General features: G+C 65.0%; 18 protein-coding genes. 11 read left to right on the top strand and 7 right to left on the bottom strand.

Annotated features, from left to right (window positions below):
* Window positions 1–91 precede the first annotated feature (91 nt).
* Entirely contained in the window at window positions 92–1,513 is a 1,422-nt protein-coding gene (pyk, locus tag B9N93_RS17635; protein ID WP_085215548.1) for a pyruvate kinase, read from the top strand.
* Window positions 1,514–1,920: 407 nt separating this feature from the next.
* On the top strand, window positions 1,921–3,168 hold the full coding sequence (locus B9N93_RS17630) for an HD-GYP domain-containing protein (RefSeq protein ID WP_176225311.1): 1,248 nt from the start codon (window positions 1,921–1,923) through the stop codon (window positions 3,166–3,168).
* A gap of 91 nt (window positions 3,169–3,259) precedes the next feature.
* Here B9N93_RS17630 and B9N93_RS17625 read toward each other — a convergent pair whose 3' ends face one another.
* From B9N93_RS17625 to B9N93_RS17615, 3 genes are read right to left on the bottom strand one after another with little or no spacing between them, the layout of a single operon-like run.
* Complete coding sequence (locus B9N93_RS17625; protein ID WP_085215546.1) at window positions 3,260–3,940, bottom strand: response regulator; 681 nt, start codon at window positions 3,938–3,940, stop codon at window positions 3,260–3,262.
* A gap of 15 nt (window positions 3,941–3,955) precedes the next feature.
* Window positions 3,956–5,461 (bottom strand): ATP-binding protein, encoded by a 1,506-nt coding sequence (locus B9N93_RS17620; RefSeq protein ID WP_085215545.1) that lies wholly within the window; start codon window positions 5,459–5,461, stop codon window positions 3,956–3,958.
* A gap of 59 nt (window positions 5,462–5,520) precedes the next feature.
* Complete coding sequence (locus B9N93_RS17615) at window positions 5,521–6,081, bottom strand: EF-hand domain-containing protein (protein ID WP_085215544.1); 561 nt, start codon at window positions 6,079–6,081, stop codon at window positions 5,521–5,523.
* A gap of 413 nt (window positions 6,082–6,494) precedes the next feature.
* On the opposite strand from B9N93_RS17615, the gene B9N93_RS17610 reads away from it, so the two are divergent.
* The 5 genes from B9N93_RS17610 (at window position 6,495) to B9N93_RS17590 (ending at window position 11,831) form a co-directional block, all read left to right on the top strand.
* On the top strand, window positions 6,495–7,307 hold the full coding sequence (locus B9N93_RS17610; RefSeq protein ID WP_176225310.1) for a HEAT repeat domain-containing protein: 813 nt from the start codon (window positions 6,495–6,497) through the stop codon (window positions 7,305–7,307).
* Between the two features lie 55 nt (window positions 7,308–7,362).
* Window positions 7,363–7,836 carry a hypothetical protein gene (locus tag B9N93_RS17605; RefSeq protein ID WP_085215542.1) on the top strand — a complete coding sequence of 158 codons (474 nt, stop codon included), beginning with the start codon at window positions 7,363–7,365 and terminating at the stop codon, window positions 7,834–7,836.
* Between the two features lie 47 nt (window positions 7,837–7,883).
* Window positions 7,884–8,111, top strand: coding sequence for a DUF4266 domain-containing protein (locus B9N93_RS17600; RefSeq protein ID WP_085215541.1), 228 nt, complete (start codon window positions 7,884–7,886; stop codon window positions 8,109–8,111).
* Window positions 8,098–10,785, top strand: coding sequence for a DUF3570 domain-containing protein (locus B9N93_RS17595; RefSeq protein ID WP_254899421.1), 2,688 nt, complete (start codon window positions 8,098–8,100; stop codon window positions 10,783–10,785). Before B9N93_RS17600 ends, B9N93_RS17595 begins: the two co-directional genes overlap by 14 nt.
* Before the next feature lie 173 nt (window positions 10,786–10,958).
* Window positions 10,959–11,831 carry an FAD:protein FMN transferase gene (locus B9N93_RS17590; protein ID WP_085216324.1) on the top strand — a complete coding sequence of 291 codons (873 nt, stop codon included), beginning with the start codon at window positions 10,959–10,961 and terminating at the stop codon, window positions 11,829–11,831.
* Window positions 11,832–11,863: 32 nt separating this feature from the next.
* Here the strand turns inward: B9N93_RS17590 and B9N93_RS17585 are convergent, their stop codons facing one another.
* Window positions 11,864–12,664: a hypothetical protein gene (locus B9N93_RS17585; RefSeq protein ID WP_125469046.1), complete on the bottom strand. Its 801-nt coding sequence runs from the start codon at window positions 12,662–12,664 to the stop codon at window positions 11,864–11,866.
* Between the two features lie 459 nt (window positions 12,665–13,123).
* Between B9N93_RS17585 and B9N93_RS17580 the strand changes: the two genes are divergently transcribed.
* Window positions 13,124–14,788, top strand: coding sequence for an alpha-amylase family glycosyl hydrolase (locus B9N93_RS17580; RefSeq protein WP_085215538.1), 1,665 nt, complete (start codon window positions 13,124–13,126; stop codon window positions 14,786–14,788).
* Entirely contained in the window at window positions 14,785–17,187 is a 2,403-nt protein-coding gene (locus tag B9N93_RS26735; protein WP_085215537.1) for a beta-galactosidase, read from the top strand. Before B9N93_RS17580 ends, B9N93_RS26735 begins: the two co-directional genes overlap by 4 nt.
* Window positions 17,188–17,235: 48 nt before the next feature.
* On the opposite strand, the gene B9N93_RS17570 is transcribed toward B9N93_RS26735, so the two are convergent.
* The gene (locus tag B9N93_RS17570; protein ID WP_085215536.1) at window positions 17,236–18,828 is read right to left on the bottom strand and encodes an OpgD/OpgG family glucan biosynthesis protein; all 1,593 of its coding nucleotides are present in this window, start codon (window positions 18,826–18,828) and stop codon (window positions 17,236–17,238) included.
* Window positions 18,829–19,039: 211 nt separating this feature from the next.
* Here B9N93_RS17570 and B9N93_RS17565 point away from each other — a divergent pair, with 211 nt between their 5' ends.
* A complete protein-coding gene (locus tag B9N93_RS17565) occupies window positions 19,040–19,324 on the top strand; it encodes a hypothetical protein (RefSeq protein ID WP_085215535.1) in 285 nt (94 codons plus the stop codon).
* A gap of 463 nt (window positions 19,325–19,787) precedes the next feature.
* Window positions 19,788–20,870 (top strand): glycosyltransferase family 4 protein, encoded by a 1,083-nt coding sequence (locus B9N93_RS17560; protein WP_085215534.1) that lies wholly within the window; start codon window positions 19,788–19,790, stop codon window positions 20,868–20,870.
* Between the two features lie 60 nt (window positions 20,871–20,930).
* Here the strand turns inward: B9N93_RS17560 and B9N93_RS17555 are convergent, their stop codons facing one another.
* A complete protein-coding gene (locus B9N93_RS17555) occupies window positions 20,931–24,176 on the bottom strand; it encodes an efflux RND transporter permease subunit (protein WP_085215533.1) in 3,246 nt (1,081 codons plus the stop codon).
* Window positions 24,173–25,264 carry an efflux RND transporter periplasmic adaptor subunit gene (locus tag B9N93_RS17550; protein WP_085215532.1) on the bottom strand — a complete coding sequence of 364 codons (1,092 nt, stop codon included), beginning with the start codon at window positions 25,262–25,264 and terminating at the stop codon, window positions 24,173–24,175. Before B9N93_RS17550 ends, B9N93_RS17555 begins: the two co-directional genes overlap by 4 nt.
* Between the last annotated feature and the right edge of the window lie 13 nt (window positions 25,265–25,277).

Below are 25,277 nucleotides of genomic sequence, written 5' to 3'. Positions count from 1 at the left end.
AGGAAAGAGCGGATTCACCCGCCATACACTATGGGTGTCACGTGACGCTGGATAGAATCCTTCCCTTGCTTTCTATCGAGCGCCCACCGCCATGAATCCCAAACTCACCAAAATCCTCGCGACCCTGTCGCACCATCATTGCCAACCCGGATTCCTGGCCGCGCTGCACGCGGTCGGCATGGACGCCGTGAGGCTCAACACCGCCCATATCACACCCGACGACGCCCTGGGCGTGGTCGGCAATATCCGCGCCGTGTCCGACCGTATCGCCATCCTGATCGACACCAAGGGGCCGGAAGTCCGCACCCGCGACATCGCCGCGCCGATCCCGCTCGCGGCGGGCGAGACCGTCCGCATCGTCCGCGCCGACCCGGTGGGCAAGGCGTTTGGTGTGTCCTATCCCGGTTTCATCGACGAGGTGCCGGTCGGCGCGGCCATCCTGATCGAGGATGGCAGCTTGGAATTGGCCGTGGTCGCCAAGGCGTCCGACGCCCTGGTCTGCCAAGCGGTGAATCCGGGCCGCATCGCCGCCCGCAAGAATGTCAACGTGCCCTCGGTGCGGCTGGACCTGCCCGCGCTCTCGGGCCGTGACGCCGAATTCATCCATTTCGCGGCGGAGAACGCGGTGGACTATATCGCCCATTCCTTCGTGCGCGGGGCCGCCGATATCAAAGCGGTGCAGGATATCCTCGACGCCCACCCAAGCCCGGTCCAAATCGTCGCCAAGATCGAGAACAAGGAGGGCATCGACCATCTCGACGAGATTTTGGAAGCCTGCGCCGGGGTGATGATCGCCAGGGGCGATCTGGGCGTGGAGGTGCCGTTCGAGCAATTGCCGACCTTGCAGAAGCGCATCATCCAGGCCGCCGCCCGCAAGGCCAAGCTGGTCATCACCGCGACCCAGATGTTGCATTCGATGATCGAAAATCCGCGCCCGACCCGCGCCGAGGTGTCCGATGTCGCCAACGCGGTGTTCGACGGCACCGACGCGGTGATGCTCTCGGGCGAGACCGCCAACGGCAAATATCCACTGGAGGCGGTCGCGACCATGGCCCGCATCGCCCGCGAGGCCGAGAAGCAGCGCCCTAGGGGCTGGGATATCGAGGCCGACGCCACCTCCAGCCCGGTGCGGGCCTATTTCGCCCACGCGGCGGCCCATGCTTGCCGCGAAGTCCCGGCCCGCGCCATCATCGCCGACTCGGAAACCGGCCGCATCGCCCGGCTGGTGTCGGCCTACCGGCCCGGCATCCCCATCTATGTGAAAAGCCCGAGGCTGCGCACGGTGCGGGAGCTGGCCTTGCGCTACGGCGTCTATGCCCAGCTCCAGGCGCCCCAGCCCAATACCGACCAGCTCGTCTATAGTTCGGTGAGTTCGCTGCTGGCCGATGGCTCCATCGCCCCGGAAGACGTGGTGGTCGTGGTCGGCGGCACGCCGGGATTGAGCGGTTCGACCAATTTCCTGGCGGTCAATATCGCCGGGCATTGTGTCGAGGGCGGCCCGCCCCCGGTCTGAGGGGGGCTTGACAAACCCCGTAGCGCGGATGGGACGTGGTGGCGTCCGGGGGGGTGGATTGCCCAGGCTGTCCGGGCGTATGCCGCCCTGGATTGGGGAACATCGGTGTCCCAGTTTAGGGCGGCTAGGGGACGGGGTTGTGAATGGGTACGGCCACTGGGTGCGGAAGCTTGGCCGAGGGGTGGGCAACCCATCCGGCAGTAGGTGATTTTTTGCGCGATGGACGCTAGTCTTTAAGCCTTGCGCCAAGGAAAGGTGCCATGTCCACAAAAATAAAGAACGGGGAAAACAGTAGCGGTTCCGGTCGGTCGTGGCCGGGAAAGGCCTTGGTTCGGTGCGGTCGTGACAGGTGGCCCGCGCCGCCGTCGTTTTCCATTCTTACGGCCTTGGCTTGCGGGTACCGGCCTATGAATACACTGCAACAACATAAAATCGACGAACGCGAGACCGTCAAGATTCCCGTCGGCGAGTTGCGCGTTGGCATGTTCGTTTCCGAATTGGACCGGCCCTGGCTGGAAACGCCTTTCCTCCTGCAAGGCTTCGAACTGAAGACCGAGCAGGATATCCTGGCGGTCCAGGCAGTTTGCGAGTATGTCTATATCGACACCGTGCGCTCCCGCATCGTGAGCTACGGCCTTCCGGGAATCAAGGCCGGCCAGTCGTCCCCCGGCCACCGCGCCAAGCCGGAGGGGGGCTTCGAGCGCGAACTGGGGAAGGCCGGTGCCGCCCAGCGGGAGACCAGCGGCCTCGTCAAGCGCTTCATCGACGACATCCGGCTCGGCCACAGCGTGGACATCCAGGTCGCCAGGGCGGCGGTCTCGGAATGCGTGTCCAGCATCCTCAGGAATTCCGAGGCGATGATGTTCCTGACCCAGATCAAGACCAGGGACGAGTACACCAGCCAGCACTCCTTCAACGTCTGCGTCTATGCCATCACCCTGGGGCGGCAGGCCGGTTTGCAACCCCGCGAACTGGAGAACATCGGACTGTGCGGCTTGCTGCACGACATGGGCAAGGTGCGGATACCCCTGGAGGTTCTCAACAAGGAAGGCAAGCTCACCCCCGAGGAATTCGCCATCATGAAGACGCATGCCCGCCATGGCCGGGATATCCTGATGTCGGGACGCAATATCTATAGCGGCACCGTGGATGTCGCCTTCGGCCACCACGAGAACCTCGACGGCACCGGCTATCCCCGCAGCCTCGATGGCTCCCAACTCAACCTCTACACCAAGATCGTCTCCATCGTCGATAAATACGACGCCATCACCAGCAACCGCAGCTACCAACGGGGCCGTAGCCACATCGAGGCCATCAAGATATTGAACGACCTCGCCAAGGACAAGATCGACCCGCAGCTGGCGGTGGGCTTCATCTCCTGTCTGGGGGTATATCCGGCGGGCAGCGTGGTGGAACTCACCACTGGCGAGGTGGGTGTGGTGATCGAACAGAATCCGCGGTCGCGCCTGCGGCCCCGCATCGTGATCTGCCGCGACGCCGGCAAGAACCGGGTGCCGGTCCGTTTCCTCGATCTGAGCGAACGGGAACACGACGACCAGGGCCGGTTGTTCGCGATCCGCACCCTGCATCCACCGGACGCCTTCGGCATCGACCTCAGGCAATTCCAGGACCTGATGGAGAAGCGGGTTTGGTAGCGGCCCGGTGCCAGGGCATTTTCACGTTATCTGTGGGTGGGCATATATTCCGCGCCCACCCGGCTGAGCGTAAACCCCAACCGGAAATGCGCTAGGACCACTCGAATTTGTAGCCCACCCCGTACACCGACACTAGCGCCTCGCGCTCCCCGATGGCCTGCGCCAGCTTGCGGCGGATGTTCTTGATGTGGGTGTCGATGGTGCGGTCGGTGACGACGCGGCGGTCTTCGTACAGCCGGTTCAGCAGTTGCTCGCGGGAATAGATGCGCCCCGGCGTTTCCATCAGGATGGCGAGCAGGCGGAATTCCACCGTGGTCAGCTCCAGGGCCGCGCCGTGGAAGGCGATCAGCATCTTTTCCCGGTCCACCCGGTAGGCCGGCGGCGGGGTGGCCGCGCCAAGGGTTTCCAGCCGCCGGAACAAGGCCCGCACCCGCGCCACCACCTCGCGTGGGCTGTAGGGCTTGCAGATGTAATCATCGGCCCCGAGTTCCAGCCCCAGCAAACGGTCGATCTCCTCGATCCGCGCCGTCACCATGAAGATCGGCACGTTGGAGGTTTTGCGGATATCCCGGCACACATCCATGCCGTCCCGCCCCGGCAGCATCAGGTCGAGCAGGACCAGGTCGGGCGGGGCGGCGGCGATCCGGGCCGCGACCCCCAGGCCATCGGCCAGCCAATCGGTGGCGTAGCCCGCCCGCGCCAGATAGTCCATCAAGACCCCGGCCAGTTTCGGTTCGTCCTCGACGATCAGGATGCGTTTGGTCGTGTTCATGGCAGTCCCGGCGGTTCACGGAGGCGCCAAGGGTAGGTCCAAGCGCAGCCGGAGTCCACCCAGGGGCGAGGCGGCGGCGCTCAATCCGCCGCCATGGGCTTCGGCGATGCCCCGGCAGATCGCAAGCCCCAGCCCGGTGCCGCCCAGGGCGCGGCTGCGAGAGGGGTCCAGCCGGAAGAAGCGCTCGAACAGGCGCGGCAACGCCGTTTCCGGCACGCCCGGCGCGGAATCCTCAAGGGCGGCCCAGGCCGTGTTTCCCTCCCGGCCCAGCGCGATCCGGCACACGCCCCCGGCGTCGGTGTAGCGCAGGCTATTTTCCAGGAGGTTCAGGAACAATTGCCGCAAGCGCCCGGCGTCGCCCAGGATGGGCAACGGGATGGGTTCCGGCAGTTTCAGGCCGATGCCCTTGGCCTCGAAACGGGACCGGAAGCCCTCGGCGCAGTCCAGCACCAGCCCGGCCAGGTCGAGTCCGGCCATGCGGTAATCCAGGCTGCCCAGGTCGTGGCTCGACAATTCGCGCAGATCGTCCACCAGCTTGCCCAGGGCCAGGATTTCGCAATGCAGCGAGCGCAGCCGGTCCGGGCTGGGTTCGCGCACCCCGTCGATCAGGGCTTCCACCTCCGAGCGCAGCACCGCCAGGGGCGTCCGCAATTCGTGGGAGGTGTCGGCCACCCATTGGCGGCGGGCTTGCTCGTTGCGTTCCAGGGTTTGGGCCAGCCGGTTGAAATCCCCGGCCAAGCGGCCCAGTTCGTCGCGGCTTCCGACCGGGATGCGGGTGGCGTAATCGCCCGCGACCAGGGCGTTAGCCCCGGCGGCGAGGCGGCGGATCGGGGCGAGGAATTGCCGCGCCAGCGCCAGGGACAGCAGGAACGACACCGCCAGGGCCACGACGGCGATCAGGGTGTTGGCGCGGGCGTATTGCTCGACAAAGGCGGCTTGCAGCCGGTCGGTCGCGTGGCGGTCGGGCAGGAAGCCCAACCAACCCACCGTCCGCCCGGCGTGGAGCAGCGGGCGCAGCGTCTCCATGGCGCCCGGCTCCCGGCCTTCGGGGGGGCCGACGACCTGGACCTTATCGAGATCGACGACCCTGAGATGGCCGTGTTTGAACAGCGGGGGGTACGGCGGGCCGGCGTGGCCGAAATGATGGGGATGTCCGGGCGGGGGGCCGGGGAAGCCCCCGGCAGCCTCGAACGGCGGCGCGGGCGGGGGTTCGGGTCCGTCCCGGACCTTGTCCGCGGCGGCGACCTGTCCGAGCAGGTCGAACCAAGCGTATGGGTTGTCCCTCAGGAAATCCCAAGCGCCATGCCGGGCGTATCCCGCTTCCAGCAGTCCGGCCAGCGCGTCCATGCGCCGGGCTTCGACCTTGCGCAGATAATCGTCGAAGCCCCGTTGGAAGCTCCATTGCACCGAACCCAACATCGCGCCCAGGATGACCAGCATCCCCAGGAAGATGGCGAGCAGCAGCTTGGTGAAAATCGTGAGTCTCATGGCGTGGCCCAGGATATGGCGCGGGATCGCCATTATCGCGGGCCGCGTCAGCTCTGGCGACGGGCCGGGCTCCGGTCGCGGGAAGGGCCGCTTTAGAAGCCGGGACCGCCGGGACCGCCCGCGCCGCCGGGACCACCGGGACCGCCTTTACCGCCTTTGCCCGGTTTGGGCGGGGTCAGGTATTCATCCTGGGAGATTTTGGTGTCGCGGTCGGTATCCAGCATGACGAAGGTCTGTATGGACTGGGGGAAGACCGGGCGCAGGGCTTTGAATTCGTCCGCGGACAAGCCGCTATCGCCGTCGGTGTCGGCCAGGGTGAAGGTCTCGGTGGCGGCGGACAAGGCTTGCCCGGTGAGGTCGCCGACGAATTCGGCCTGGCTCAGGGTGCCGCCGTCGGTGTTCAGCGTGTCGTACTTGCTGGTTTGTTGCGCCACCAGCCAGGTTTGCAATTCGGCCAGGGTGGCGTAGCCGTCGCCGTCGGTGTCGATGGCGGTGAACTCGGCGGTGCGGGCGGCTTCGATTTCCGCCTTGCTGACTTTGCCGTTGCCGTCGGTGTCATAGCTGGCGGGCCATTGGTTGTTGGACTTGGCGAGGGCGGAGCCACCGGACGCGGCGAGCAAGAGGGCGATGGTTAGGGGTCGGCGTAGGGTCATGGCGTTTACTCCGTGGGGGATTCAGGCTGGAATGGACTCGGCTTCGAGGCGGAGGCCCGCCGCGATGGCGACCGGCCTCCCGGACACGGAACAAGCTTCGCCCCGGAGTGTGAGGCAAATATGGAGGAAAAATGAATTCCGCCGCGAACCCCGGCGGGCGCTGGGGTCCAAGCGGGGAAGCTGTGGCATATGGCACATTTGCCTGTGTTATATAGCGCATCTTATTGGGTTATATGACGCAGATATGGCCTGGAAGGGACCGCCCGGCCCTTGGGTTTGGAGCCGCTGGGGCCAAGGGTGGACTGGGTCCGGGGGGGCGGGTGACAAGGCACGATAACTGCTAAAGCTTTACGTTCCGGCTTGGCCCCTGCATGTGTTGAACGACGATGATCCCCGTCCCGCAAGACTCTTCCGTGCCATTCCCCGCTTGGGCCTTGCGCTGGCTGCTTGGGTTCTGGTTCGTGGGCGCACCGCCCGCTGGCGCGGACCCGGCGTCCGTTGTCGGCGTGGCCGAATCCCGCACCACCATCGCGGTGGACGCGGTCCAGGGGTTCCGTGCGCAAGCGCGGCAAGCCCCCATCGGTCGGATGCTCACCGCCCTCGCCGCCGAGACCCACATCCCCATCCACATCCCTGCCGGACTCGATACCGAACTCACCGCCACCTGCGCCGCCGCCGCCATCAAGCCGCTGCTGGCTTGCCTGCTGGGGCCGGATGCCAATCTCATGTTCCGCTACGAACAAGGACGGCCCGTGGAAATCTGGGTGCTGGCGGCGGGCACGCGCCCGACGGCAACGGACGCCATCCCGCTCCCGGACCCTGGGCTTGCCGCCGAATCCCCCGCCGTCGGGCAACTGCTGGCCCAGGCCACGGCTGGCGACGCCGAACAACGGGCCACGGCCCTGGGGCGCTTGATCGTCGATGGCCGGGTGGACCCGGCGGAATTGCGCGGGGCGCTGGAAACCGCGCTGGGCGATCCCGACCCCGAAGTCCGGGCGCAGGCGGTCTTTGGCTTGACCCGGCAGGGCGGCGACACCACGTCGGAGGTGCTGTGGCGGGCGTTCGAAGACCCCGACGAGTCGGTACGGATGACCGCGCTGGAAGGGGCGGGGGAAGATGCCCAAGGTCTCGCCTTGCTCCGGCAGGCGCTGGCCGACCGTGCCGCCGATGTCCGGGAGTTCGCCGCGCTCAAGCTGGATTCGCTGTCCGGGGGCGCGGGGCGATAGCGGGCCACCCCGGATGAAGCACACCTAAATTCACACGATTCAGAGGAAAACCCAGATGATGAAAGCCAAACTCCCAAGCCAGACGATAGGCACGATGGCGGCCCTGCTCATTTTGGCGGGACTGCCGCAGCTCGTATCGGCACATGATCAGGTCGGCTTCCTCCGCAAGAAGGCCACGGCCACCGATATCTACCGGGTGGGCTGCCCGGTCGATCCGGCGGCGGGCACGCCCGACCGCTTGGATATCGCCATCAGGACCGCCAAGGCGGTGCCGTTCCTGCTCACCGCCCAAGTCCAGCGGGACGCCCAAAGCACCTCCACCACCGACCCCAAAAGCGGGGATAAGCGCTTCAGCGCCACGGTCAGCCTCTATGCCGGGCCGGGCGATTACACGGTCACGGTCGCCAAGACCCCCAAGTCCGGCAAAAAGTCCAAGAAATTGAAAGCCTTGGTGTCATATACGTTGCAATTCCATTGCTACGGCACCCAGCACACCGAAACCACCATCGAGACCCTCCAGGACCAATGATCCCGCCGCCCCACCGGGCACCGTGGACCACGACCTCCCGAATCCCTATGAAGCAATCGCGAACAATCCTCCGCCGGGTGGCGGGTTTGACCTTGGCGCTCTGGCTCTCGGGCTGCGTCCAGGTCGCGCCCTGGGAGCGCGGCCATCTCGCCAAGCCCCAAATGGCCTTGGAACCCCATCCCGAACAAAACGGCTTCCTCGAACATGTCCATGGCGGACGGGAGGCGGCCTCCGGCGGCACTTCGGCCAGTGGGGGTGGTTGTGGGTGCTATTGACGGGGAGGGCGGGGCGCTGGCGTGGATTGTCCGCTGGGCGCGGGGTTGTGGGGTGTTGTGCCGGGCGCTTTGCCAGGGACGGGATTACCGTCCGCCGCCGCTGTGGGCGGACGGTCCGGGCGTTCCCGGACCCGTGGCCGCGCCGGAAAGCCCGGCCTTGCGGGCCTTGACGGCGGCGGCCCTGGCCCTGCCGGGTTTGGCCCAGCCGCTGCACGCGGCGGAGGGCGACGAGGCGACTTTCCAATACGGGCATTACAAGGAAACCGCCCGCGAGCTTTATCTGGGCGAGCGCAGCGCCTATAACCCGATCCAGGTCGATAACCTTTCCGGCGGTGGCAAGTTCACCCTGATGGATCGCTGGAAACTGGCTTTCCATTACGCCCAGGACACTTGGTCCGGGGCGACCCCGATCACTTCCGCGCCCCTGGCCCTGGGCGGCAACAACTATCCCAGCAACAACGCCGCCATCTCCGGCGCGACCCCCTTGATCCTGGGCAATAACACCTTGATGTACGACCGCCAGTTCAACCCGTACCGGCTGGATTTGGACTCCGGCGATTATGTCAAGGACGCCCGGCTGGTGCAGACCATCGCCACCGCTTCCCCGGAAACCCGGCAGCAGGGCGATTTCCGGCTGGCCTACCAATGGGACGAGGCCGAGGCCAGCGTCAACGGCGGCGTGTCGGAGGAGCCGGATTATCATTCGGCCTTCGCCGGGCTGGGGGGGCGTTTGGACCTCAACCAAAAACTCACCGCCTTGAACCTGGGGCTGGATTACACCAACAGCGATATCGCGGCCCATCTCGACCCCAACGCCAGCCCCTATTATGACTATTCCAATTACGCCAACCAGGTCCAGGTGCAGCCGGGGCCGTTCGGCGTCGAGATCAAGACCCTCAGGGCCGTGCGCCAGGACTGGAACACCCATTTCAGCGTCGCCCAGGTCTTGACCAAGGACGCCCTGGTCGAGAGCGGCGTCGGCTATACCCGCAGCACCGGCTATCTGGCCAATCCCTACAAGGTGGTCGATTTCGTGTTCGTGGACCCCGACCAAACCCCGGTCGATACCGGCATCCCAGGCTTGCCGGCCTTGTTGACCCCCGAGGTGCAGGCGGTGTTGGAACGGCGGCCCGATGCCCGCGACCAAGTGACCTGGGACGCCCGCTATGTGCAATATGTCGAGCCGCTGGACGCGGCTTTGCATTTCGATTACCGCTTCTACCACGACGATTGGGGCATCGACGCCCATACCTTCCATCTGGATTGGGCGCAGCCCTTGGGCTGGGGTTGGACCGTCACGCCCCGGTTTCGCTATTACTCGCAGAGCGCCGCCGATTTCTACCAGCCCTATTTCCTGTTCCAGCAGGCCGAGCCCAAGTCGGGCGGCCAGTTCAACCTCGCCCAGGTGCCGCTCAAGGCATATTCCAGCGATTACCGGCTGTCGGGTTTCGGGGCGCTGAGCGGCGGGGTGACCGTCCAGAAGAAGGTGGGCAAGGCGCTGACCCTGGAGGGCGGTTTCGAGTATTACACCCATGCGGGCGACCTCAAGCTGGGCGGGGGCGGGGAAGCTTCCTACGCCAACTTCGATTATTACCAGTTCAACGCCGGTTTGCGGCTGGACCTGTCCGCGCCCTTGTCCCTGGATATCGGCGATGGCGACGACCACGCCCACCACTCCCATAAAGGGCACGCGATGGCCCACGCCCCGGCGGGGGTGATGTTCGGCCATATGCTGGAACGGGCGGGCGAGACCATGGTCGGCTACCGCTATATGTACAGCCTACAGAGCGGCGGCAGCGGCGCCATGTTGAACGGCACGGCCTCCGTGGGCGACGCGGTGGTGGTGGCCCAGGGCTGCGGCGGCAAGAACCGCTGTTCCTACGCGCCCAGCCGCATGGCCATGAACATGCACATGCTCGACCTCATGTACGCGCCCACGGATTGGCTGAACCTGATGCTGATGCCGCAGTTCATGGATATGGACATGGATTTCCGCCAACTCGACGGCGCTCCGCCGCCTTCGGGCGAAAGCCACAACCACGGCGGCGCACCGCGCCACGCCACCGGCGGCGTCGGCGATATCGGCATGTACGCCTTGTTCAAGCTGTTCGAGATGCCGGGGCACCATGTGCATACCGCCCTGGGCTTCACCGCGCCCAGCGGGAATGCCGGGCTGAAGATGCCCAGCAGCCAGACCTTCTACGACTATGGGATGCAACTCGGCAGCGGCACTTGGGATTTCCGGCCCAGCCTGACCTATACCGGCCAGGACGGGGCGTGGTCCTGGGGCGGGCAGTTGAACGCCATCGCCCGGCTGGAATCGCGCAACGAATTCGGCTACGCGCTGGGCGATCTGTTCCAATCCAGCCTGTGGGGCGGCTATAACCTCCTGGATTGGCTGTCGGCTTCGTTGCGCGGGGTTTATACCGCGCAAGGGGCCATCCAGGGCCAATACAACGGGCCGCATAGCGAAACCGCGACCTTCGATATCCCGGCCAATTACGGCGGGCATTATTGGGATTTGGGGTTCGGCCTCGCGGCGATGGTGCCGGAGGGGACGTTCCAGGGCAATCAATTCGCCGTGGAATGGCTGCAACCCCTGGAGGACGATGCCCATGGCTATCAGTTGCAGCGCACCGGTTCCTTGTCGGCGACTTGGCACCTGATGTTCTAGCGCATTTTCGGTTTGGGGTTACGCTCAGCCGTAGGGTGGGCATGAGTACATGCCCACCCTACAGGGAACATGAAAATTCTCTAGCCAGGGTAGTGTGCGCGGTGCGTACCCTGCTTCCTTCCAAACACGCGGAGGCGGCTGTGCGGCGATTGTTCCGCCATTCCTTCAAGGCCATGGGGTCGCCCTGCGAGGTCCAGTGCTACGCCGTGGACGCCGCCGAGGCCCGTCGCGCCATCGATCTCGCCAGCGCCGAGGCGCTGCGCCTCGAAGCCCGCTATTCCCGCTACCGTCCCGATAGCCTCCTATCCCGGATCAATCGTGCCGCCGCCGAGGGCGGGCGCATCGCCGTGGACGCGGAAACCGCCGGGCTTCTGGATTACGCCGAAGCCTGCCACCGCCAGAGCGACGGGCTGTTCGATATCACCTCCGGCCTGTTGCGGCAAGCCTGGCGCTTCGGGCCGGGCGGCCTGCCCGATCCCGCCCTGATCGAATCCTTGCTCGCACGCATCGGCTGGCACCGGCTGCGCTGGGCCGCGCCCTGGCTGGAATTCCCCGAGGCCGGGCTGGAGCTGGATTTCGGCGGCGTGGTCAAGGAATACGCGGCGGACCGGGTGGCGGCTTTGCTGGCGGAGGCGGGTTTCCGCCAGGGCTTGGTGAACCTGGGCGGCGATATCCGGGTGGTCGGCCCGCATCCCGATGGCGCGCCCTGGCGGATCGGCATCCGCCATCCCCACGTGCCCGGCGCTTTGCTCGGCAGTTTGCCGCTATACCGGGGGGGCTTGGCCAGCAGCGGCGATTACGAGCGCTGTCTGGTGGTGGATGGCGTCCGCTACGGCCATGTGCTGAATCCCAAGACCGGCTGGCCGGTGCGGCATCTGGCGGCGGTGAGCGTGGTCGGCGATTTGTGCGTGGTGGCGGGCAGCGCCTCGACCATCGCCATGCTCAAGGAGGAGGACGGCCCCGCCTGGCTGGACCGCCTGGGCTTGCCGCATGTTTGGATGGATGCGCGGGGGGAAACCGGCGGCAGCCTGCGTTTCCCCCCGTGAGGGCGGAAGCCGGGACGCGCCCCGGCCCTGGATCAACGCCAGCCCTTGAACGGCAGGTGGTCGTCCACGTCCTGGGTGCTGGGCGTGACCACGACATCATAGCCGGGGGTGGTGCTGCCGTCGGCGTTGGCGTTCACCGGGCAATCCGCAGGCAGGGGGTTCTTGGTCAAATCGCGGTTGATGGTCAGGGTGGCCGGGGAGCCGATGCCGTCGATGTTGGCGTCCGTGAATTTAGAGGTGGTGGCGGGAATCCACAGGTTGGCCGTGCCGGCCTTGGGCGGGAAGGTCTTCTTGCAGATATCCGCCACCGCGATCTTGACCAGCATCCGCTTGGCGCAGGAAGTGGATTTGAAGCTGATGGGCGTGAAGCGGAACGGCACCAGGCCGCGCAGATCGGTTTGCAGGTTGCCGTTGGTGGCGTAGAAGCCGATCACATTACCGTTACTGTCGAGGGTCAGGTTCTGCTTCTTGAAGATGTTGCGGTCCTGGACCAGGCTGGCCTTGGCGGCCAATCCCAGGGAGTCGGTGATCTCGGCGTCCAGCGTGGTCGCGGTGGTTTGGGTCGTGACCGGGGTGGTGGTGGCATCGGTCACCAGCACCTGGGTCACGGTGGGGCTGGCGGTGGGGAACACCACGCTTTGGGCGATGACCGGGATTTTTTTGCCGCTCTCGAGTTCGCAGGTATGCCCGATTTGCAGGGCGTTATACGCCGTGACGCCTTCGGTGGCGGCGTCGCGGATCGTGGTGTGGGCGGCGGCGGGGTGCGCCGCGAGGCCCAGCACGGTGGTCAGCGAGCCGATGGCCAGGGTCTTGAGCGATTTCGAATTCATCATGTAGCCTCTCTTGAGGGTCTTGCGCCTAGTCACTGCCGGAATCCCCAAAATCCATGGGGTTCGGGCAATGGGTTTGTTTTTATAGGGTTTTTGCCGGGTCTATGCCTGCCGGGGCGGGCGATCCAATCCACTGACAAGCATGATTGGTGCCATTTTCTATGGGCACGGCGCTTGTTGGCTTTTCCTAGGCGGGGATGGCACCGATATTTGTAGATTGTGTGAAATAACGCAATGTTATGCGTTATATGGCCTTGTTGTTCGGGAAATCACACGGTGTCAGCGCCAGGGTTGAGATGTATCCTTTTGTTTTCAAAAGGATAATCGAAATATGGGGTTGGGTGACGCTGTAACGCCGGATTGTGCGCATAACGGGGTGGTTGGACGCTGGGCTTCCCGTAATCCTCCGCGTCGGGGCGGGCCGCTCCGGCGGGGTTTCGTTCATTTTGCCGGAGCATTCCCATGGCGGTTTCCCCGCAACCTTCCCAGACCAGGTCCGCGCCGCCCTGGTGGCAGACCAGCATCCTCTACCATATTTACCCCCGCTCGTTCCGGGACGGCGATGGCGACGGGGTGGGCGATTTGCGCGGCATCTTGCAAGGCTTGGATTATCTCGAAAGCCTCAAGGTCGGTGGTCTGTGGCTGTCGCCGATCTTCCCCTCGCCGATGCGCGATTTTGGCTACGACGTGGCCGATTACACCGGCATCGATCCCTTGTTCGGCACCCTGGCCGATTTCGATGCGCTACTGGCCGGGGTCCACGCCCGCGGCTTGAAATTGATCCTGGACCTGGTGCCCAACCACACCTCGAACGAGCATCCGTGGTTCTTGGCCAGCCGGTCGGGTCGCGACGACCCCAAGCGCGATTGGTATGTCTGGCGCGATCCGGCCCCGGATGGCGGGCCGCCCAATAATTGGATCAGCTTCTTCGGCGGCCCGGCCTGGACCTTCGATCCCGCCACCGGCCAGTATTACCTGCACCAGTTCGATCGCAGCCAACCCGAGTTGAATTACCGCCATCCCGAGGTGTTGCGGGCTATGCTCAGTTGCGCGGCGTTCTGGTTGGAACGCGGGGTCGATGGCTTCCGGGTCGATGTGATCTGGCTGCTGATCAAAGATGCGCTGCTGCGCGACGAACCCGTCAATCCCGATTGGGACGGCGTCAATCCCCATGGCCGCTTGCGCCATATCCACACCGCCGACCAGCCCGAAGTCCACGCCATCATCCGCGAGTTCCGGGCGCTGTTCGACCGCTACGGCGAACGGGTGTTAGTCGGCGAAATCAGCCTCGCCCCGCCCGAACTCATGCCCTATTACGGGCGGAACCTGGACGAATGCCATTTGCCGGTGAATTTCCGCCTGATCTATCTACCGTGGCGGGCCGAGATATTGCGGCGGGCCATCGCCGAGTACGAGGCTTTGCTGCCGCCCGGCGCGTGGCCCAACTGGGTCTTGGGCAACCACGACCAGCCCCGCTTGGTGAACCGGGTGGGCCGGGCGCAGGCGCGGGTGGCGCAGATGCTGTTGCTGACCCTGCGCGGCACGCCGACCTGTTATTACGGCGACGAGATCGGCATGGAGAATGGCCGCATCCCGCCGGAAAAAATCCGCGACCCCCAGGCCATCAACCAACCCGAGGTCGCCGCGCTCATGGGCCGCGACCCGCAGCGCACGCCGCTACCCTGGGACGCCGGACCCAACGCCGGTTTCGCGCCCGCCGCCGCCGAGCCTTGGCTGCCGCTGGGCGATGATTGCGCCGTCCGCAATGTGCGGACCCAGGATGGCGATCCCGCTTCCGACCTCAATTTCTTCCGGGCCTTGACCGCGCTGCGCCAAGCCACCCCGGCCTTGCTGTTGGGCGATTACCGGGAAGTGCCGGTCGGGGTGGCGGAGGTTTTGGTCTATACCCGCGCATTGGACGGCGACCGGCTGTTGATCGCGCTCAACCTGGGGAGCGCAAGCCGCCACCTCGATCTCGGTTTCCTGGCCGGGGAGGGGTGTATATTGCTCGCCACTGGTCTGGACCTCCAGGGCGCGGCGTTGTTGACGCCGCTGGTGCTGGCCCCGAATCAAGGTCTGGTGTTGCGTATCCCGCCCCATCCCTCCTCCCCCAGAGGTGTTCCATGATCGACCTCCGCCATCGCCGCATCTTCATCGCTGGCCGTCCGCGCATCCTGCTGTGCGGGGAAATCCATTACTTCCGCCTGCCGCGCACGGCTTGGCAGGACCGGCTCGACCAGCTCAAGCGGGCCGGGTGCGATACCGTGGCGTCCTATATCCCCTGGCTCTGCCATGAGCCGGTCGAGGGCCGGATCGATCTTTCCGGCTGGACCCGGCCCGAACTCGATCTGATGGCTTATATCGACCTGTGCCGCGACAACGGCCTCTATTTCATCGCCCGGCCCGGTCCTTTCGTCATGGCCGAGATGAAGAACGAGGGGCTGCCCTATTGGCTGTATGACAAGCATCCCGAGATCGTCCCCGTGGGCTGGGACGGCCAGCCCGCCACCACCCGCACGGTTGATGTGCTGGCCCCCCATTTCCTGGCGGCGGTGCGGGATTGGTACGCGGCGGTGATGGTGGCGCTGGTGCCGCGGCTACGGTCCAGGGGCGGCAATGTCATCGCCCTGCAATTGGATAACGAAGTGGGGATGCTGTCCTGGTGCAGCAACGTCCCCGAGTTGACCGAACATACCCTGGCCGATTTCGCCGCCTGGCTGGCCCGGCGCTATGCGCCGGAAACCTTGCGCGGGCGCTATCCCTTCGACCTGGACGATCCCGCGACCCGCGCCGCTGCCCTCCGTTCCCCCGGCGAAGCCTACGCCGCCCAGTTCATGCGCGACCTGGGCCATTACCAGCGCGGGCGCTATGCCCGCTATCTCGCCACCCTGCGGGCTTACGCCGAGGCCGAGGGCGTCAAGGGGATTCCGTTCCTGGTCAATGTCCACGGCACCGGCGGCGGGCGCGGTTTCACCTATCCCATCGGCATCAGCCAGTTGTATGAAGCCTATACCCAGGCACCGGGCTATCTGCCCGGCACCGATCTTTATCTCGGCAACCTCACGCCGGACAACTTCCAGGATTTATATCTCTGCAACGCCCTCCAGGAAGCTAGCCAGACCCGCGACCAGCCCCTGTGTTCGCTGGAGTTCGAGTGCGGCGACGGCGATTACGGCCAGATGCAGGGCAACCGCTACGATCCTTCCGCCGTGGATTTGAAAACCCGCATGTGCATCGCCCAGGGCAACCGGCTGTTGAATTACTACCTGTTCGCGGGCGGCACCAATTACCGGCTGGACCCGCCGCCCGGCGACGGCGACGACCGCATCGCCATCACCGGCGAGCGCCATGGCGTGGCCGCGCCGGTCAAGGCCGACGGCAGCCTGAGCTACACCTATCCGCGCATGGCCCGCATCATCCGCACGATGGCGACCCTGGCCGACAAACTGGCCGATATGGACGAGGAGCGCGACGGCTTGGCCTATGGCTTCATCCCGGATTACTTTATGACCGAGGCCCAATATCCCAAGAGCGCCATCATGCGCGAGATCGCCGCCAATGTGCAGGCCAACCGCGCCTATGGCGCTTGGGAAAGCCTGGCGCGGGGGATGTTGTTGGCGGGCTATCGGTTCGGGGCGGTCGATGTGCAGAACCGGCCCCTCGACCCCGTGACCGTGCCGGTGTTGGCCCTGCCTTCCGCCCGCTATATGGACGGGGCGGTGCAGGGCAAGTTGGTCGCTTGGCTGGAGGCGGGCGGCGGCTTGCTGCTGTATGGCGAGGTGCCGCTATACGATATGGAGGGCCGGCCCTGCGCGGTCCTGGCCGGGGCGCTGGGTGTGGAAGCCTTGGGCACGCGGCATTCCAGCGAGCGCCACTATCTCTCGCTCTGCGCCGAAGGTTGGGCCGCGCCGCGCCCCGAGGTCCGTACCCATTTCGCCCAGGTGTTCGCGCCGGGGGCGGCGGAACCTTTGCTGCGCCTCTATGGCGGGGGCGAGGTGGCGGCGTTCGAGGCCCAGGTCGGGCTGGGCCGGGCGGTGGTGATCGCCACGGCTTATCCTTGCGATGTCGGCTTGTTCCAAACCGCGTTGGAACGGTTGGGGGCGACCGCCGGCCTGCGTCATGACGGCCCGCCCGGCGGTGTGTTCATGACCTCGATGGCGAACGCAGCGGGCGAAGCCTTCGTCCACGTCCTCAACCTCGATGGCCATGAGCAGGGGTTCCGCTTGTTCCGCGACGGTCGCCGTTTGCTCGGGGGCCGCGAATTGCGCCTGCCGGGCCGGGAAGGGCTGATGCTGCCGGTGAACCTGGACCTGGGCGAAGTCCGCATCCGCTACGCCACCGCCGAAGTGGTGGGCTGGGAGGACAAGGCCATCGAATTCCGCTGCCTACAGCCCGACGCGGTGATCCTGTTGGAAACCACGCGGGAATTTCCGCTGGGCGAGGGTTACACGCTGCACCGCCGGGGGCGGTCCGTGCGCGTGCAGGTCTGGGCCGGGGTGGAGCGGTTGCGGGTGGAATGGCTATGAAGGCAGGGGGCGCGGGAGGGAACCCGCGCCGGTTCCACATCGTCCGGCTCAGCCTCCGGCGGGCGGGCGGAATTGGTACAGCCAAGTCTCGGTCAGGGCGTCGCCATTGCCCCGGATATACAGCCGGAGTTCCACGGGTTCGCCGCCCTGCGGGGTCAGGTCGAAGATGGCCCGCCAGCGTTTGGTGCCGGGGATCGGTTCCATGAAGGCACCGCCGACGGTACCGCTGGATGTGGTGATGACGGGTTCGGCTTTCACCGTATCGCCCCATAGCGGATCGAGCGCCGCGCCCGCGAATTCCACGCTGAATTTGTACACGCCCTTGGGCCGGGGTTTGCCGGGTTGTCCGCCGCGGCCGATCCGGGTCGCCACGCACCGCGCCACCGCCGCCGGATAGGGTTCGTCCGCCAGCCAATGCAGCCGGTAGCGCAGCCGGTAGGTGTTGCCCACCTTGGCCGGTTCGGCGGGACGCCAATAGGCCACGATGTTGTCGTGGATTTCGTCGTCGGTGGGCAGTTCCACCAATTGCACCGCGCCCGCGCCCCAATCCTCCAACGGTTCCACCCACAGGCTGGGCCGCCGCTCGTAGTTCACCCCATCCAGATAATCCTCGAACACCCGGTCGCGTTGCAGCAGGCCGAAGCCCTTGGGACTTTTGTCCACGAAGCTCGATGTAACCGGATAGGATGGGTTGACCAAGGGCCGCCACAGCCGTTCGCCGCCGCCGGTCCAGATGGCGAGGCCGTCGGAATCGTGGACCTCGGGCCGCCAGTCCTCCAGGCGGCGCTTCTCGGTCTCGCTGAACCAATACATCGAGGTCAAGGGGGCGAAGCCGAGCCGCCCCACATCTTTCCGTAGGAACAACTGGGCCTCGATATCCTGCACCACGCCTTCGGTGCGCTTGATCGCGAAGTGATAAGCCCCGGTCAGGCTGGGACCGTCGAGCAGGGCGTAGACATGGACCGGATCGCCTTCGTTGTCGGTTTCCTCGATGAAGAACTCGGTGAAATCGGGGAATTCCTCCGGCTTGGGCTCGGCGGCATCGACGATGATGCCACGGGCCGAGAGGCCATATTGGTTCAAAGCGCCTATCGCCCGGAAATAGGACGCGCCCAGGAAGGCGATCCAATCCTGGGTGCGCCAGTCCTCGCGGTTGCGGGATTCTTGCAGGCGGAAGCCGGCGAAGCCGGTCTTGTCGGACAGCTTGTGGGCGATGCTGTCCTTGGGCATGACGAAATAATCGTTGTTGTAGAGGATTTCCCGCGCCTGGCCGTTTTCCAGGACGTGGATTTTCACCGACTTCTGGAAGAACTGGCCGACATGGAAAAAGGTGGCGGGATACAGTCCCGGCCCCTCGGCGAACAGGGCGGATTCGGTGCGGTAGCGGATTTGGCCCCAGGCTTCGTAGTCGATGCGCTGGACCACCTGGGGCAGGGGCCGGGGTGGTGGGGTGTGGGGTTTTTTCGCCAGCGCCTTGGCGCGTTCGGTCAGGGTTTCGTAGGAAAAAACCAGGGCCGGGCCTAGGCGCAAGGCGGCGCTCGGGGCCGCGAGGGCGTTACGCATCGGGCCGGGCACGAGTCCGGCCAAGGTCAAAAGAGTGGTGTCGCGGAGGAAGGCGCGGCGGCTGATGGGGGCTTTCATGGATGTTTCGGAGCGTCATCAGTGGGGCAGGGAGGCGGTATGGTACCTGGAAAAATGGTGGGGGTTCCATGCGGGGTCCGGTTCGGTGGATGGCGTGGCCGTGGCGGAGGACCCGGACATTGCTTACGATGGGCGGTGCGGACGTCGATTCTACGCCCCGGTCCGGTCCGCACCGGGTCGCCCACGATTTCAACAAGCAAGGAGTTCTGCTATGAAAGCCCTATTCATCTTCGCCCTGGCCTTGATCGCTTCCACCGCCCACGCCGGCTGCGCCCGCACCGCGACGGGCAAGGTCGTGTGCGGCAACGGCGACGAATCCGCCAGCTACAACCCCAATACCGGCGTCGCCCGCAAATCGGAGGTCAATTCCAACGGCGTGCGGACCTACGAAAGCAGCACCGGGGCCGAGGCCAAGACTAAGAACGGGATGGGCGTCTACCGCGCGCCCAGCGGCAAGACGTGTGTGAAGGGGCGGTATAACCAGGGCTGTAATTGAATCCTGGCACCAGGGGCGGCATCCGCGGGATACCGTGCCTGTCTTTCGAGGCCATCGCCCCTAGGAGGGTTCAAAAAAACTAAACGGATTGTGGATAGCCACCTTTCCAAGCAAGACCACGCTGGGATTGCGAAAGTAATTCTTTTAAATAGAACGGCTTAGCCAATCCCAGCGCACGGCATATCCCTTGCTGCTGTGGGCGTCGGCAGGTTGGAATACCAATTAAAGCCGGCGCGATAAAGCCAAGAAATGCTCGATGTAAAAGCATCCATCCACTTTGTTCGCGGTCGCTGGCTTGGTTATTGGCAACAATGCCTCAGCGGCGCAACGGCCTTCCATCATGCTTGTGCAAAACCGGGGGCTATGGGTCAAGCAACCCCATGAATATTGACCGTACCCGGTTCAAACGAAGGCCACGCCATGGGAAAAGATGATGATCAAATACCCCTGAGCGTAATATCCCATGAATATCCTAATAATATTGCACAGCCATGAATGTGGCGGTGCCGAGAAACACGCGCTTTCGCTCATGCAAGGTTTAAAGGCCGAAGGGTACCAACCCGCTTTCGCCGGACCTTTGGATTCCTGGTTGGGAAACCATCTGCAAGCGTTGGGCATTCCTTGTTTCCATGTGCCCATGCATGGGTTTTTCGATCCTTACTCCTTATATTTGATCCTGCAAGCCGCGAAGGCCATCCAAGCGGATATTCTGCATGGGCATATGGCGCGGGGTTCGCATTATGCGGGTTGGGCCTCGAAACTGACCGGCATACCCTCCATCGCCACGGCCCACGCGACCAATTCGCACAAGCATTTCCATAGGGTGGGCAGAATCATCGCCGTATCCAGCGCCGTGCGGGAGTTTTTGCAAAGCAAAGGCTATCCGGCCGAATCCATCGAGGTCGTCCATAGTGGTGTCGCCATGCCGGATAGCGCGGGCGTCGATCGGCAGGCGGTCCGTTCCCGTTTGGGCTTGTCCGGGGGGCAAATCGGCCTGTGCATGGTGGCGCGTTTCATTCCCGACAAGGGACAGGACCTGGCCATCAAGGCTGTGGCGCGGCAGGGGCGGGCCGACTTGCGGTTGTTCCTGATTGGCAAGGCGGAAGGCGCTTGGTTCGCCCACATACAAAGCCAGATCACCGCCGCCGGACTGGAACGGCAGGTGGTTTGCCTGGGTCAGCGGGAGGATGTCGCGGAATTGCTGGTCGGCATGGATATATTTTTGGCGCCCTCCCGGCGCGAGGCATTGTCGCTGTCCATCCTGGAGGCTTGCGCGGTTCAATTACCCATCGTCGCGGCACGGGTGGGTGGCATCCCCGAGATCATCACCGATGGCGAAAATGGCTTGCTGGTCGCCAGCGATGACGCCGAAGCCCTGGGCCAAGCCTTGCGGCGCTTGATCGCCCACCCCGAACAGTGGGAGGCCCTGGGCCGCCGGGCCCGATCGACCTTCCTAAGGCGTTTCGAAATGGGGCGGATGATCCAATCGACCCTGCGGGTTTATCGCGCGGTGCGCCCGGTCCAGGCCATCGGTTCGGTGGTTTGAACCCCGGCGGGGCGGGCCGCGTCCGGCTTCCAAGAGGGCCTTGGGAACCGGGTGCAAGCCTTAATCCGCCTTCCGGTTGATGAGGAAATACACCACCGGCACCACATACAGCGAAAACGCCGTGGATGCGAAGATGCCGAAGATGAAGCTCCAGGCCAGCCCCGAGAAGATGGGGTCGAGGGTGATGACGAAGGAACCGAACATCGCCGCCCCGGCGGTCAGGAAGATGGGCCGCATCCGGGTGGCCCCGGCTTCGATCAGGGCTTCGCTCAAAGTCGCGCCCGCCTCCCGCAGTTTGCCGATGAAGTCGATCAGGATGATCGAATTCCGCACCACGATCCCGGCCAGGGCGATCATGCCGATCATGGCGGTGGCGGTGAACAGGATGGGGTTCCCGAACCCGGCCACGGGCTCCGCGAACAACATATTCAGCAGGGTGAAGCCCGGCATGATGCCGATGACGGTCAAGGGAATCGCCACCATGATGATCAGCGGCAGCCCGAGCGAACCCGTCTGCGCCACCAGCAACACATAGATCATCAGCAACGCCCCGCCGAACGCCAGCCCCAAATCGCGGAACACATCGACCGTGATTTTCCATTCGCCTTCGCCCGCCAAATCCACCGTGTAGCCTGGCGGTAGCGGTTTTTGCTCCAGCACCTTGCCCCAGTCCAGCACCGCTTCCACCGGCTCGTTCCCGGCCAGTTCGGCGGTGACGTAGTTCAGGCGCTTGAGGTTCTTGTGGTAGATCGTGAGATCGGCGGGTTCTTCGACCGCCGTGCCGATTTCGCCCAAAGGAATCAGCGAGCCATCCATGCCCTTGACCCGCAGCGTGCCCAGGTCGGCGATGCGGGAGCGCTCGGAGCGGGGTAGGCGCAGGGTGATTTCCAGGGATTGGCGTTCGCTCGGGGCATGTACGGTGCCGATGGCAACGCCTTCCAGCGCGGCACGGAGGGTTTCCGCGACTTCGGCCACGGTGACGCCGTGCAGCGCGGCTTGTGCGCGGTCCAGCCGGTAATGCACGACGGTTTGCGGCTCGTCCACGTAGTCATCGGCATCGACAATGCCGGACAGCCCGGCCACGTCTTCCCGCACCCGCTCGGTGACTTGCGCCAGTTCGGCGTAGTCGCGGTCCAAGGGGCCGTAGACCTCGGCCACGAAGGTCGAAAGCACCGGCGGACCGGGCGGGGTTTCGACGATTTTCAGGCGTGCGCCGTGGGCCTTGCCGATGCGCTCGATATCCGGGCGGATGCGCAGGGCGATTTCGTGGGATTGCTGTTCGCGGCGGTGTTGCGGCAGCAGGTTGATGCGGATTTCGCCTTGATGCGGTTCTTGCCGCAGGTAGTAGTGCCGCACCATGCCGTTGAAATCCATGGGCGAGGCTTCGCCGACATAGGTTTCGAAATCGGTGACTTCGTTGACGCGGGCGAGATATGCGCCGAGGTCGCGGGCGGTGGCGTCGGTGTCTTCCAAGGTCGAGCCACGCGGTAGGTCGATGACGATTTGTAGCTCATTCTTATTGTCGAAGGGCAAGAGCTTCAAGGGCACGATCCGCACCACCGCCAGCAGGGCCGAAGCCACGAAGGCGATGAACACCACCCATAGGAACAGCTTGGCCTTGCCGGGCGCGTTCAGCATCGCGCCCAGCGTGCGGTCGTAGAAGCGGTAGAGCCCGGTGCTTTTCAGGTCGAAGACGTGTTCCCCGGTGCCGTATTCGCTTTTCAGCAGGTAATAGCTGGCCCAGGGCGTCACCGTAAACGCCACTAGCAGCGACACCAGCATCGCCACCGGCACGTTGAACGCCATCGGTCCCATGTACGGTCCCATCATGCCGGTGATGAAGAACATCGGCAGGAACGACACGATCACGGTGAAGGTGGCGAAAATGGTCGGGGGCCGCACTTCGTCCACGGCCATGAGGGTGGCTTCGAGGGCGTTGGGGCCGCTCTTGAGTTTGAAATGGCGGAAGATGTTTTCCACGTCCACGATGGGATCATCGACCAACAGCCCCAGTGACAGGATCAAGGCGAACAGGGTCACGCGGTTGATGGTGTAGCCGAAGATCAAATCGCACAGCAAAGTCAGGCCCAAAGTCATCGGCACGGCCAGGGCGACGATGAAGGCTTCCTTCGGGCCGAGCGCGAAGGCCAATAGCACGATGATGGTGACGATGGCGATGAACAGGTGCTTCACCAGTTCGTTGACCTTGTGGTTGGAGGTTTCGCCCTGGTTGCGGGTGATGGTGACGGTCACATCATCCGGGATGAGGCTGCCGTAGAGGCCGCGGGCGGTTGCCACTGTTTGTTCGGCGACGGCGACGGCATTCGCGCCTTTGCGCTTGGCGATGGCGAGGGTGACGGCTGGGCGTTCTGCGCCGGGTTTGGCGCTGGGTTCCGCGCCGGATTCCGGGGCGATGGCGCGGCTTTCCGCCGCCGCCGGGCCGAAGCCGATGCGGGTGTAGTTCTCGGCCTCGGCGGGGCCATCCTCGATCCGGGCCACGTCGCGTAAGTACACCAGCTTGCCCTCCTGCCCGGCGATGGGGGTCGCGGCCACTTCTTCCGCGCTGACGAACAAGGGACCGGCTTCCAAACGCACCGAGTGGTTGCCTTGCTCGAAGCGTCCCGCCGCGAGGTTCACATTGGCGGCTTTCAAGGCCCGTATCAGGTCCAACAGGGCCATGTCGTGTGCGGCCAGCTTGGCGGTGTCGGGATAAACCAGCACTTGGCGCGGTTCGCCGCCGACCACGGTGATTTTCCCGGTGTCGTCCACCCGCGCCAATTTGTCCTTCATCTCGTCGGCCAAGCGCCGGAGGGCCGCGCCGTCATAGGCCGTTTCCGGCGACGACAGCGTCAGCGTGACGATGGGCACATCGTCGATTTCCACCGGCTTCACGGTCCAGTTCGCCACCACGGGCGGGATGCGGTCCTGGTTGGACATCAGCTTGTTCCAAACCTTGACCAGGCTGTCCTCACGGTCCTCGCCCACGTAGAAGCGCACCGTGACCAGCGCCTCGTTCTCGCGCGAGGCGGAGTAGACGTATTCCACGCCATCGACTTCCCGCAACATCGATTCCAGCGGGGTCGAGACCAGCTTTTCCACCTCCTCGGCGGACGCGCCCGGCACTGCGATCATCACATCGGCCACCGGCACCACGATTTGCGGTTCCTCCTCGCGCGGCGTCAACATGAGGGCGGCGGCCCCGGCGATGAAGGAGGCGATCAACAGCAAGGACGACAGCTTGGAGGTGATGAAGAGTTCGACGATGCGGGTGGTCAGGCTGCGTTCGCCGCTGTGCGCCCGGCTCATGGCTGTCCTCCCGTGAGTTGCACCGCGTCGCCTTCCTTGAGCCCCGACAGGATTTCGACCTGGCCGTCGTAATGCTTGCCGGTGCGGACATGGCGCAACCGTGGTTGGCCGTCCACCCTGAGCCGCACGCTTTCCAACTGGCCGATGCGGCTCACGGCGCTATCCGGCACCAGCAGCACCTCGTTCTGGCCGCAGGTTTGGTAGAGCCAGCCGAACGCGCCCGGTTGCACGCCGGAATCCTCCGGCAGTCGCGCCTTGACCAGCACGGTGCGGGTCTTGGGATCGGTGGCGGGTTGGATTTCATCGACCACGGCGCGGAGTTCGCTTTCCGGGTTGGCGATCTTGGCCTTGAGTTCGTCGCCGATCTTCACCAACCCGGCGCAGTGGGCCGGGATGGCGCTTTCGATGCGGAGTTGCCGGGATTGCTGCAAGGTCAGCACCGCACCGCCGGGCAGGGCCATGTCGCCGGGTTCCTGGTCGCGCTTGACCACCGCGCCATCGAACGGCGCTTTCAACACGGTTTCCCCCAGGCGCGATTCGGTTTCGCGGATGGCGTCGCGGGCCGCGACCACCCGTGCTTCCCCGGATTTCGCCGCCGCCTGGGCCGCGTCCAAATCCTGCCGGGTCGCGGCTTCCTTGGCGTACAGGCTTTGCAGGCGCTGGGCATCGGTGCGGGCGCGGATGGCTTCGGCCTCGGCGGCGGCGAGGGCGGCGCGGGCCTGTCCCAAACGGGCTTGGATTTCACTATCGTCGAGCCGGGCCAGCACTTGGCCGCGCTTCACTTTATCGCCGGTCCTGACCGTGATGTCGAGGATGCGGCCCGGTAATTTGGGCGCGACCTGGGCCACGGTCTTGGCGCTGACCGTGCCGGGCCAGGCGAACACCTCGTTCTCGACCCGGCGCGTGACCTGGGCGACCGGGACCGGCGTGGCGGGTTTGGGTTCCGCCGCCACCGCTTGGCCGAGGCCGGGCGGCACCTTGTCCTCGAATCCGCCCTGCATCCACATCAGCAGGAAGACGAGACCGGCCACGGAGAGCCCGGCGTACAAGGGTTTCAATCCAGGGGATTCGGAAGTGGCGTGGGTCATGGCGATGCCTAGT

The organism is Methylomagnum ishizawai, assembly GCF_900155475.1.
In the GTDB taxonomy this organism is placed as follows: Bacteria; Pseudomonadota; Gammaproteobacteria; order Methylococcales; family Methylococcaceae; genus Methylomagnum; species Methylomagnum ishizawai_A.
Note: the sequence above shows the minus strand (reverse complement) of the source record. Positions and strands in the feature narration are given on the sequence as shown.